General features: G+C 61.0%; 5 protein-coding genes. 4 read left to right on the top strand and 1 reads right to left on the bottom strand.

The genetic code is table 11. The annotated features are described in order from the left end of the window. The first annotated feature begins 3 nt into the window (after window positions 1-3). Both VGN82_RS12775 and VGN82_RS12770 read left to right on the top strand, forming a co-directional pair. The gene (locus VGN82_RS12775; RefSeq protein WP_327527404.1) at window positions 4-735 is read left to right on the top strand and encodes an ABC transporter ATP-binding protein; all 732 of its coding nucleotides are present in this window, start codon (window positions 4-6) and stop codon (window positions 733-735) included. A 194-nt stretch (window positions 736-929) separates the two neighbouring features. Continuing rightward, a complete protein-coding gene (locus tag VGN82_RS12770) occupies window positions 930-1,928 on the top strand; it encodes an HlyD family secretion protein (RefSeq protein WP_327527403.1) in 999 nt (332 codons plus the stop codon). A gap of 337 nt (window positions 1,929-2,265) precedes the next feature. On the opposite strand, the gene VGN82_RS12765 is transcribed toward VGN82_RS12770, so the two are convergent. Continuing rightward, the gene (locus tag VGN82_RS12765; RefSeq protein WP_327527402.1) at window positions 2,266-2,469 is read right to left on the bottom strand and encodes a hypothetical protein; all 204 of its coding nucleotides are present in this window, start codon (window positions 2,467-2,469) and stop codon (window positions 2,266-2,268) included. Window positions 2,470-2,942: 473 nt separating this feature from the next. On the opposite strand from VGN82_RS12765, the gene VGN82_RS12760 reads away from it, so the two are divergent. Then, complete coding sequence (locus tag VGN82_RS12760; RefSeq protein WP_327527401.1) at window positions 2,943-3,611, top strand: response regulator transcription factor; 669 nt, start codon at window positions 2,943-2,945, stop codon at window positions 3,609-3,611. 856 nt (window positions 3,612-4,467) lie between these two features. Next, window positions 4,468-12,708 (top strand): peroxidase family protein (locus VGN82_RS12755; protein ID WP_327527400.1); only part of this gene is annotated, 8,241 nt, incomplete at its 3' end.

Here is a 12,708-nt window from a genome sequence, read left to right as displayed (position 1 = left end):
CGAATGCGCGCGCCAAGCCGACTTCAAGCAGGAGCGATTGCGGTCTCCTGTCGCGGCATCGTCAAGGATGTCGTCAGCGGCGGATCCCACACGCGGATTCTGCACGGCATCGATCTCGACGTGTTCGTCGGCGAGATGACATTCCTGATGGGGCCATCGGGTTGCGGCAAGACGACATTGATTTCGACGATCGCGGGAATCCTTCCCATAGAGGTGGGACAGGTCGAGTTACTGCGAACCGATCTGAGAAAGCTGGGACGCGCGGAGCTTGCCCGCTTTCGCGGCGCCAATCTCGGCATTGTCTTCCAGAAGCTGAACCTCTTCCCGGCCTTGACGGTGACCGAGAACGTGGCCGTTCCGCTGCTCGTGCTGGGCGAGGGGGCGACGCGCGCCGAGGCTCGCGCCAACAGTCTGCTCGATGAAGTCGGCCTCGGCGCCCACCTGCGCAAATACCCCGGGCAGCTCTCGGTCGGGGAGCAACAGCGCGTCGCCATAGCGCGCGCGCTCGTTCACGAACCAAGCCTCGTCATCTGCGATGAACCGACTGCGGCGCTCGATGCGGCGTCAGGCCAAATCGTCATGGAGCTTCTGGGCCGGGTCGCGCTGCGTGCCGACTGCGCGGTCATCGTCGTCACTCACGACAATCGCATCATCTCCTATGCCGACCGGGTCGTCCACATGAACGACGGACAGGTCACTGCGGTGGAGATCCGCGTCAACCGGGAGGCTGCATGATGTTCGGACGCTCGCGGATTCTGGCCTATGGCTTGCCGGTTCTCGCAGCCGCAGCGCTGCTCGGAGCTGGCGTTTCGATCGCGAGCAAGGGCAACAGCCGGCCGCGCGTCGAGGCCCGTCTCGAGCCGCCTTCGCCACTGACGCAGGACGCCGTCCGCCGGGACGGGTTGCTCGCTCATATCGGCGCTGTTGGAATGGTCGAGCCTTCGAGCCAGGAGATCCGAGTCGGAACCGAGGTTTCGGGGACGGCTGCTGAAGTCTTTGTGGCGCCGGGCGAGAAGGTGAAGCGCGGGGAGCCCCTGTTCTCCCTCAACAACGACCGGGCCGAGGCGACCATCGCCCAGCGCCGCGGCGATCTCGCCACCGCGATGGCACGGCTTGCGTTGGCTCGCTCTCGCGTCACCGGCCTGCAGGCCGAGGTTCAGGTCGCCCGGACCGCGATGGAGGCGGCGCAGGTCGAGCGCGACGAGGTCATGGACCTTGTTCGAATGGCGGGTGGCCTGAACGTAGGCTCGACCATTTCGGAACGCGAGATCACGCGGCGCAACAACCTCCTGCGCGCGGCGGATGCAAAGCTGGCGGAAATGCAGGGTCGGCTGGCTGTAAAAGCGGCCAACCTCGCCCTGTTCGACGAGTCGGGTGGAAGCAGTGCGTCGATCGCGGTCGATCTCGCCGCTGTCGAGCAAGCCAAGCATGCGCTGAAGCTCGCCGAGACGGATCTCAAACTCCGTACCGTTCGGGCCCCGGACGATGGGACGGTCCTGCAGGTTAACTTGCGGCCAGGCGAATTCGCGCAGGCTGGAGCCCTGACCCAAGGGCTGGTCGTCCTGGGCCGGACAGAGCCGATGCACCTGCGGATCGATATCGACGAAGCGGACATCGCTCGCTATCGGCCGGGTGCGCCAGCGCTGGCTATGGAACGGGGCAGGGCCCGCCGGCACACAAGACTGAATTTCGTCAGGGTCGAACCCTTGGTGGTCCCCAAGCGCTCTCTCTCGGGCCAGGCGACAGAGCGCGTGGATACGCGGGTCATGCAGGTCATTTACGCGATCCAGCCCGAAGGTTCGACTGCGCTGATCGGCCAGCAGTTTGACGTCTTCATCGAAGCTGATCAGTTCGAGACCCATGGGGTCAACGTCGCATCTAGTCGTTCGGCCAAACGAAGCACCCAAGCACCGCTGGATAGCAACTAGTCCGTCGCGTCAGTCGGCCGCTGCCGACGTCCTGCGCATGCGAGAAGGCTCAGCGAGAGCTTGTCGCGTAGTCGAGACATGACGGGATTCGTACCCAATCCCGCGACAGGCAGGCAATCGATCAGCATGAGCGCGTGCAAAGTCTTCGCGAACGTCGAGCCAGGTCATGAGGTCGCTCTGCGCGCTCAGTGCGTCCTAAACCTAGAAGGCGTTCCAGGCAGTTGGCGAGATCGCTCCCTGGCTTGTCCAACACGGCGATGCGAAGAACCCAACCCCATTGCGCGAGCAATTCGTCGTAAGCCGACCCCACTCCGCCCCTTGGGGCCGCATCTGAGGACTACTGCGAAGATTGGAACTTTGCTTGTTCAAGGCTGGCCCTGGCCAGCATCGATTCAAGCTTTGCAAGAACCACTGGCGGCAGATGCAGCTGCACGTGAGAGCCCGGCAACTTCATGGCTATAACCGCCTCTAGGCGTCCGCTATTGCTAACGCGGATCTGATTGATATCCAGAACGGCCAAGCTGATTGTCGGGTCTGCCATGATATCCCTCCGACCTATACGAGTATCCACAGCGGGACGCCGCCGGGGCGGGACAGGGCAAGGAAGGCCGCATTTTACGAATTGCTAGAATCCACGTCAATTTCTTTAGCGCCGAAAACTGGCCCTAAAATCTCGCGATATCTTTGCGTCGCGACCGGAAATTGATATGAATGCTTAGGACAATTCGATGGATGGGAGAGGGGTGACATGATATATAAGCCCAATACATAGAACACATTTCGTACTGAATGGAACAAAATATTCATTACTTTTGATATGTATCAAATTATATTGAATCTGCGCCTATGTGATAACCGATCTGCAATTCGAAAGTTTCCAAAGATATTCATTTTGCATTCCACCTATATTTGCGCACTCATATAGGGATCCAATGCCAATGTATCTCTTTACGAGAGGATAGAAATAAGTCATTGATATCAAGCGTCCTTCAAATTGCCTTGAAGGGATAAACGATGGCGAACCTTCGTATAGCAATCGTCGATGCGCACCCCGTGCTGCGAGAGGGGGTAAGGTCAGCTGCTGAGCGACGGGCGGGCTTTAATTTTGTCGCAAGCGGCTCCGAGGCGCGTCATATCGGAGAAATTCTAGCGGATCATCGAGTTGATATTCTCCTAATAGATCTATGTGTAGCAGGCGATGCCTTCAAATCAATCTCAGAGACATCGTCTAATTACCCCAACGTAACAATGGTTGTATTCACCGAAGCAACCGACCCTGATAAAGCGGCCCGGGCAGTAAGCTTGGGCGCTGATGCCTATGTTCTCAAAAGCAGTTCGATTGACGAATTATTCGATGCAATCACGACCGCTCGCAGCGGTCGCGTATTTATCAGCAAATGCATCGCAGAGAGTGTCTACTCACTACTCAATGCGGAAGGCAGTTCATCAAAGAATCAGCATCACGACTCCGCATCGACGGAGCCGAATCAGTTTAGCCCTAGAGAGCTTCAGATCATAAAACTTCTACTCATTGGCAGAAAGAATCGCGAAATTGCGAATGCGCTGCGCCTGACAGAGCGGACGATCAAATTCTATATGTCTCAGCTCATGTTGAAATTGCAGGCTCGCAGCAGATTGGAAGTTGTTGTTTTCATAAAAACGATGCACCCAGAGTTATTCTAAGATAGATTATATTGATATATCAATTTACTTGATTCAATTGAGCCGGAACATTATTAATCAAATTCCGATCTAATTTCTCCCTCCCTCCCTCAAAATCCGAAGAGCGCAAGGAAGATGTATTCCGTTGCGCTGCAGCGCAGCGGCTCATTGGAACCTTGTCCTGAATGCGTCGCTGGAGCCTCATCACGCCGGGCTATTCAAAAGCCTAACGGCGGGCAAAATATGCCATGACGGACCATGTGAAGGCTTAAGGCTTCGACATGGACCGGCATGGCGGCGGCACTTCGGAACGGCGGCCGGGCGAGCAATGCAGCCCTTGACCAGGCGCCACGGTTAAACACCGGAGTAATTGGATAATTCCGCTCGTAACGGGCATGGCCCGATAGGCTCGGCGATGCTTGGGGGGATCAGACTGGCCGAGTGCAGCGCCATCTGATCGTCTGCTGCACATTCGCGATGGCCCTTCCCCTGTCGAAGCCATGAAAGCCGATGCGCATCAGCCCCCCAGCTAATTCCTGGCCGGCAACCGCCGGCCCGGGCCAGCGCCGATTATTACGAATTTTCTGATATTTAAGGGAGGCACTTAAACAACGGTTCGTTGCCGATATATGTACTAAAGTCTTCGAATTTTCCACTACCTTCGCCAATTTCGGCGCTCGAGCAGGTTGATAATGTTCGACCATTCAGAGCCGACAGCCGATTTCGAGATAAGTATATAATTCTAAGCCATTCAACGATCGTGGTTCAATCTCCATGATTGAATGTATTGTCTATTTTTAAACGTGAAATCAATTCGATAATTATCGCCTCCCTCCCGCGAAAAACTTCCATCCAAGAAAACGAATGGAGCAGTTCGATGGTCACCTATATTAAAAGCGATCTGGAATTCATTCTCGCGCAGATCAAGATCGCTGAGGACCACGCGCTCTATGAGCGGTCGGGAGGCACACTCGGCAAGCCCCTGTTCGGAACGGGCGTCAACGGACAGACTGCGTCCATTCCCACCTACAATCTCTCCTGGGGGCTGCGCACCGTCGACGGCACGTATAATCACCTGCTCAGCCCGGAACTGGGCGCTGCCGACAACGAGTTCCCAGAGGGGCTCGGCACCCAGTTCCGCACGATCATGGTCCCGTCGAGCCCTGGCGGTCCCCTGGTTCCGATCAGCTACGCACCGGGTGTCGACAATACGCCCGGCATGCCCGACGGCCCCGGAAACACCGGTCCCGGTGACGTGGTCGATCCCTATGTCCGGACGATCTCCAACCTGATCGTGGACCAGACACTGGGCAACCCCTCGGCCATTCTCACCGGACTGCAGCGCGCGGGCATCGTGGCGCCTGCCGACCAGATGACCGTCACGGCACAGATCACGGCGGCCTACACACCGCTCGCCGACGAGTTCAAGGCAGTGGAGGATGCCGAACGGGAGAATGCCGTCGCTCAGGCGTCGGCTTCTGCCAACCCGACCAATCAGGCGCTTCAGGATGCGGCCGCAGCAACAGCAGCCACCCTGGCCACCGCCAGGGCGACGCTGGACGGACTCGCCGGCGTTGCTGGCGGTCTTTACGAGTTGCTCGAGACCAATGGCATCGAACTCGATGGCCCCAATGTCGTCATCACCAACACGGCCCCGGACGAAGGGCTATCGGCGCCGTTCAACTCCTGGTTCACGCTCTTTGGCCAGTTCTTCGACCACGGGCTCGATCTGGTCGGCAAGGGCGGCAGCGGGACCGTGTTCATTCCCCTCATGCCGGATGATCCGCTCTATGTTCCGGGTGGCACGACCAACTTCATGGTGCTGACTCGCGCCACGCTGGTCGGGCCCGGCGCCGACGGTATCCTGAACGACGATCCGCTCACGGCGATCAATGAAGCTGCCGACAACACCGATCGCCCGGTCAACACCACCACCTCGTTCGTCGACCAGAACCAGACTTACTCCTCGCACCCGTCCCATCAGGTCTTCTTGCGGCAATACGTGATGAATGCCGCCGGGGACCCCGTGGCAACGGGCAAACTGATCGAGGGCGGCAATGGCGGCATGGCGACCTGGGCCGAGCTGAAGGCCCAGGCAGCCGACCTGCTGGGCATCCAGTTGGTCGATGCGAATGCTGGCAACGTTCCGCTTCTCGCTACCGATCAGTATGGCAATTTCCTGCGCGGCGCGAATGGCTTCCCGCAGATGGTGACCGCCACCGGCCTCGTTGAGGGCGATCCGGCCGCCAATGGCGGGCTCGGCGTCCTCGTGCCAGCCAATGCGTTCCTCACTGGCCATGCCTTCCTCGCCGACATCGCGCATAATGCGGTTCCCGACGGCCTTGCCGACGGCGACATCGAGATTGGCCTGGGCAACAACGATCCAGCTGCGACGCCCGGCTACGACAACGAATTGCTCGACGCGCACTACATCGCTGGCGACGGGCGCGTGAACGAGAACATCGGCCTGACCGCCGTGCACCACGTCTTCCATGCCGAACACAACCGGCTGATGGAACATACGAAGGCGGTGGTCCTGGCGACCGGCGACAACGCCTTCATCCAGGAATGGCTCATCCCCGGCGCGAACATCGCTGATGGCGTACAGGATCTCGAATGGAACGGCGAACGTCTGTTCCAGGCTGCCAAGTTCGGCACCGAGATGCAGTATCAGCACCTGGTGTTCGAGGAATTCGCCCGCAAGATTCAGCCGAACATCAACGTGTTCCTGGTTCCCGACGGCTACGACGTCACGCTCGATCCTTCGATCGTCGCCGAGTTCGCGCATGTGGTCTATCGCTTCGGCCACTCGATGCTGACCGAGTCGATCGACCGCTTCGATCCGAACTTCAATCCAGACCATATCGGCCTGATCGAGGGCTTCCTCAATCCGCTCCAGTTCGCCAACAACGGCGGCACGACGCTGAGCACGGACGACATCGCGGCTGGCGCCATCATCCGCGGCATGACGCGGCAGCCGGGCAACCAGATCGACGAATTCGTCACCAGCGCCTTGCGCAACAACCTGCTCGGCCTGCCGCTCGATCTCGCGACGATCAACCTCGCGCGTGGTCGTGACACCGGCGTGCCCTCGCTGAACGAGGCAAGGCGGCAATTCTACGAGGCAAGCAACCAGGACTCCCTGCTCAAGCCCTATGAGAGCTGGGTCGACTTCGCCGGCCACCTCAAGAACGAGGCCTCGATCATCAACTTCGTCGCCTCCTACGGCACGCATTCGTTGATCACGAGCCAGACGACGATCGAGGGCAAGCGTGACGCCGCGCTGACCATCATCACCGGCGTTTCGGTCGACGGCATGCTCGTGCCGGCCGATCGCCTCGACTTCCTCAATGCGACCGGCGCTTATGCCGGCACCGTGCCTGGCAGCACGCTTGGCGGCCTCAACAATGTCGATCTCTGGATCGGCGGCTTGGCCGAAGCCATCATGCCGTTCGGCGGCATGCTCGGCTCGACCTTCAATTTCGTCTTCGAAGTCCAGATGGAGAACCTGCAGAGCGGTGACCGCTTCTATTACCTGCAGCGTCTCGACGGCCTGCATCTGTTCGGCGAAATGGAGAACAACTCCTTCGCTGCGATGATCGCGCGCAATACCAATGCCTCGCACCTGCCGTCCGACGTGTTCTCGACGCCTGGCCTGATCCTCGAGGTCGATCAGTCCCGTCAGTACAACCCGGACACCGGCGTGTTCCTGCCGGGCGCCGACGGCGTTCTCGGAGACGATCCGACGACGGTCGGAGTCGACGAAAGCCTCGACGATGTGATGAACACCTCTGCCGATCCTGTCGGCAGCGGCATCCTCACCCAGCTGGTGATCCGCGACAATCCGGCCACTCCCGGCGCAGATACGAACTACCTTCGCTACACCGGCGGCGACCATGTCGTCCTCGGCGGTACCGAGCAAGCAGACGTCCTGATCGCGGGCATCGGCGACGACACGCTGTATGGCGATGGCGGCAACGACATCCTCGAGGGTGGTTTCGGCAACGACATCATCAATGCGGGCGATGGCCACGACATCATCAAGGACAGCGGCGGCGACGACAACATCAAGGCCGGCAAGGGCCACGACGTCGTCCATGCAGGCCCCGGCCTCGATCTCGTGATGGGCAATGACGGCCAGGACTTCGTCTTCCTGGGCACCGACATGGGCTCGGAAGTCTTCGCCGGCACCGGCAACGACTTCATCTACGGCAACAAGAACGCCGAACGCATTCTCGGCAACGAGGGCGATGACTGGATCGAGACCGGCACTTTCGACGGTGCGCCTGGCGACAATTTCGATGAGATCTTCGCGCATGACGGCATCGACGGGAACGACGTGTTCCTCGGCGACGGCGGCTTCGACGAGTTCATCGGCGAGGGCGGCGACGACATCATGGTCGGCAGCCCCGGCCGCGGCAAGATGGCGGGCATGTCCGGTTTCGACTGGGCGACCTACAAGGACAATACCACCGGCGTGAATGCCGACCTGTCGATTCCGATCGTTTTCGACGAGGCTCCGACACTGCCGCAGAACGCCGCGCTAGACGAATTCGAGTCGATGGAAGGCCTTTCGGGCACGAAGTTCAACGACGTTCTCGCCGGCACGAATGATGTGGCGGCGGATCGGGCTCCGCTCAGTGCGGGCGGCACGACCGGCTATCTCGGAAGCGTGCTCGATGCGCAGGGCATCGCCCTCATCGCCGGCCTGCAAGAAGTGCTCGGAGCGGGCGTCACCTCCTTCGCAGGTGGCGACATCATCCTGGGCGGCGACGGCAGCGACGTCATCCAGGGTAATGGCGGCGACGACATCATCGATGGCGACAAGTACCTGAACGTCCGCATCGGGATCATGAGCGGGTTTAACGACAGCGGTCCGACCGGCACCGAAGTCGTGGGCAATCCGAACATCAGGAGCATGACCAGCCCGGTCACGCTGCGCCTGGATGCGAACGGCAACATGGTCACCGCGCCGACCGGCGGCACCCCGACCACGAAGCCGCTCAGCACCTGGATGTTCGAGGGCAAGATCAATCCCGGTCAGCTGCAGATCATCCGCGAAATCACGACGGCGGGCGCGGACACCGTGGCCGACGTCGACACCGCCAGGTACCAGGGCGGCCGCGGCGAGTACGCCTTCTCGGCCACCGCAGACGGGCAGGTCATCATCTCGCATGTCGTCCCCGACGGGCTGGACGGCACCGACCGGCTGCGCAACATCGAGAAAGTGCAGTTCGCCACCGGCGCTGCGCTCAACATCGTCGTCGGCACGCCCGGTAACGATGCCGCGCTCAACGGCACGGCGGAAGACGACCTGATCCTTGGCCTTGCCGGCGCCGATACGCTGAACGGCCTTGCGGGCAACGACATCCTCGTTGGCGGAGCCGACGGCACGATCTCGACGTCGACTGTGGCGAGTTATGCCGACAACTTCGGTAACGACAGCTTTGGCAACTCCGACGGCTCCGTCAATTGGGGGCCGGATTGGGTAGAAACAGGCGACAACAACGACCCGAACAATGGTCAGATTCAGATTGACGATGCCTTCAACAACGTCCTCGCTTTCGTTAATGGCGATGGCGCGCAGATCCAGCGCACTCTCAATCTTAATGGGGCCACCACGGCCACGCTGGCCTATTCGGCAATCACCCGAACCGCTCTTGATGGCGGCGCGGATAATGACTCGGTCACGGTGTTCTTCTCTAGGGATGGCGTCACCTTCGTCCAGGTCGACGTCATTAACTCCACCAGCACGATCACGCCGCGCTCGATCGACCTGACCGCCTTCGGCACAGGCCCCTTCACCGCCAATGCCGCAATCCGCTTCGTGGCCAACAGCTTCGAGGCAGGCGAATCCGTGACGATCGACAATCTTTCCGTCAGCTTCACCACAGTCACAACCACCACCGTCGGGGACACCCTCAACGGCGGCCTAGGTGACGACACCTATTCGTTCACCCTCGGCGACGGGAACGACGTCATTAACGAAGGCGCCTCCGCCACGAGCGGCGGTACGGCGGATCGCATCTCGATCCTCGCGCCGAGCACGGGAGTTGACGCCGATGGCCTGCCCATCCTGACGATCAGCAGCCTCAACGCCCAGGATAACGGCGGAGGAACCAACGACGGCGACCTGGTCATCAATTACAGCCTGCCGAGTGGCGCCACCTCGGTCGCCCAGACCATCACGGTCGTGAACCACTTCGACGGCACGAATGCAGAGACCGGCGTCGAGCGCATCAACTTCAACGGTGCGGTCTTCAATGGCTATGCGCTCGGATCGGAGGACTACCTCATCAGCCGCCTCGATCCGAACAATCGCGACGGCGGTGGCGTCAACCTGACCGCTTCGACCGCGAACAACTTCATCGTCGGCGAGCAGGGAACGAATGATGTCATCACCGGCGGCAGCGGCAACGATCTGATCTTCGGCGCCAGCGGTACCAACAATCTCGTCGGCGGCGACGGCGATGACCTCCTGGTCGGCGGCACGGGCAACGACACCCTTGACGCTCGCCTTAATGCGGCCGGCGACGATTTCCTCGGGGCTCTCGGCGCCGACACCCTGATCGGCGGCGCCGGCAACGACACCTACGGCATTGACGACCTGCTCGATGTCGTCGTGGAGGCTGCTGGCGAGGGCACCGACACGGTCGAAACCTACCTGGCCGCGCTCTCGATCGAGAACATGGCCAATGTCGAGAACCTGTCCTACGAAGGAGTCGACGCCGACCAATTCGTCGGCACCGGCAACAGCGGTGCCAATACCATTACCGGCGGCGACCTGGCCGACACGCTGAGCGGTCTCGGCGGTGCCGACACGCTGAATGGCGGCCTTGGAGCCGATACGATGATCGGCGGCGACGGCAACGACGTCTTCTTTGTCGATGAAGTCGGCGACGTGGTGACTGAAGCGACGGCCGATGCCACCATCGGCGGTACCGACCGCGTCGAGTCCGACATCGACTACACGCTGGGGGCCAATGTCGAGAATCTCGACCTTAACGGGGGCGCGGTCAGGGGTACGGGCAACAGCCTCGACAACGTCATCAACGGTAATGGCGCGGCCAACCAGCTGTTCGGCGGGACCGGCAACGACACATTGAATGGCGATGACGGCAACGATCTGCTCGACGGCGGTGACGGCAATGACACCCTTAACGGCGGCGACGATAACGACACCATCATCGGCGGTGGCGGCAACGACACCATCGATGTGGGCACAGGCTTCAACCGGATCGTCTACAATGCCGCGAACTTCGGCAACGACGTCATCAACAGCTTCGACGCCACCGGCGGCACAGCGGCGACGCAGGACCTCATCGATCTGAGCGCCTTTGGGCTCACGGCTGCCAACATCGGCACGACTGCCGCCTCGCGGATTCAGATCCAGAACGTGGCCGAAGCCGGTACGGACGACACCCTCATCACCATCAGGGATGCCGGCGGGACCGTCCTGGGCACCATCCACGTCGAAGACGCGGAGAATGCCATCACGGCGACCGATTTTATCCTGGCCGCCGCTGCGCCGCCGGCGTTCGGCGCCCCGACTGCCGGAGCCGACACCATTACCGGTAACGCTGCAGCCAACTCGATCAATGGCCTTGGCGGCAACGACACCCTCAGTGGCGCAGGCGGCGATGATGTCATCAACGGTGGCGAGGGCGCAGACACCCTCAATGGCGGCGATGGCAACGACACGCTGAGTGGCGGCATCGGAGCCAATTCCGGTACCTTCAGCGACAACTTCGACGGCGCTGCCTCCTACACGGACAACAACGGTTCGCTGGCCTTCGCAGGCGGCTGGACCGAAGGCGGCGGGGAAACCACGGGGGCTGGCGACGGCGACATCCAGATCAATGCCGCCACCGGCAGCCGTCTTCACTTCGAGGAAGGCATCGACGGCGGGGAGTTCATCCAGCGTGCGTTCAACCTGACCGGTGTGACATCCGCTTCGGTTCAGTTCGCCTACGTTGGAGATACCAGCCTTACAGGCGGCGAAAACGTCACCGTCCAGGCCTGGAACCACACAACCAATAATTGGGAGACATTGACCGGCGGTGTTCTGAGCACGGCGAGCGGCAACTTCAACGTGCCCCTGACCGCAGCCCAGATCGGACCCCAGTCCGCCATTCGCTTCACGGCCAATGGTGACTGGGATCCCGGCGACAATTTCTTCATCGAGAACTTCGTCATCAACGCCAGCGGCAGCGGTCTCGGCATCGACACCGTCAATGGTGATGCCGGCGACGACACGATCATCTGGAACGCCAATGCCGCGGCTCCGACCGATGGTCGCGACCTCGTCAACGGCGGCACCGAAGGCGCGGTCGGCGACACGTTCGTGATCAACGGCAATGCCTCGGCCGAGACCTACAATATCTACACCAGGGCTGCCTTCCTTGGCCTTGCCGGCAACGCGGCAGTGCCGCTGGCGGCGGGAACCGAGATCGTGGTCACCCGCAACGGCGCGAATGCCGCTGCGATCATCGCCGAGCTTGCGGAAATCGAGGAAATCCGCATCAACGGCGTCGATCCCTCCGGAACCAGCCCCGGAGCCGCCGGGAACGACACCTTCAACATCATCGGCGACTTCTCCGGCACGAGCTTGCGTCTCAACACCATCACGATCGATGGCAATGCTGGTGACGACACGGTCGACATCTCCGCCTTGAGCTCGGCCCATCGGATCGTGTTCCGCTCGAATGGCGGCAATGACACGATCGTCGGAACGTTGCGTCCGCAGGACGTGATCGAGCTCCCGGACGGGGCCGTGCCGGAGGATTATACCAGCACGACCGATGAGAGCGGCGTGACGACGATGACCAACGGCACGCACAGCATCTGCTTCACCGCCCCCGACGGCCCACCGCAGGTTGGTCATGGCGATGACGACGAAGATGAGGATGACGACGACGGTCACGTCGATGATGACGATGAGGACGACGACGAAACCGGCAGCGGCGATGATGATGAGGACGACGAGGACGACGACTGCGGTTGCGACGATGACGACGACGAGACGGGTACGCCTGCTCCATCGCCCTCGGGTGGCGCCACCAGGGTCGGCACGGTCTCGGGCGACACCCTGCTCGGCACGGCCGGCGCGGACAACATC

The sequence above is a fragment of the Allobosea sp. genome, assembly GCF_035999205.1.
Taxonomy (GTDB): domain Bacteria; phylum Pseudomonadota; class Alphaproteobacteria; order Rhizobiales; family Beijerinckiaceae; genus Allobosea.
This window is presented reverse-complemented; position numbering and strand designations above follow the sequence as displayed.

Bases quoted from the DNA above. Each gene is read 5' to 3' on its own strand.
- VGN82_RS12775 (WP_327527404.1), top strand. From the start codon at position 4: ATGCGCGCGCCAAGCCGACTTCAAGCAGGAGCGATTGCGGTCTCCTGT.
- VGN82_RS12760 (WP_327527401.1), top strand. From the start codon at position 2,943: ATGGCGAACCTTCGTATAGCAATCGTCGATGCGCACCCCGTGCTGCGA.
- VGN82_RS12765 (WP_327527402.1), bottom strand. From the start codon at position 2,469: ATGGCAGACCCGACAATCAGCTTGGCCGTTCTGGATATCAATCAGATC.
- VGN82_RS12770 (WP_327527403.1), top strand. From the start codon at position 930: ATGGTCGAGCCTTCGAGCCAGGAGATCCGAGTCGGAACCGAGGTTTCG.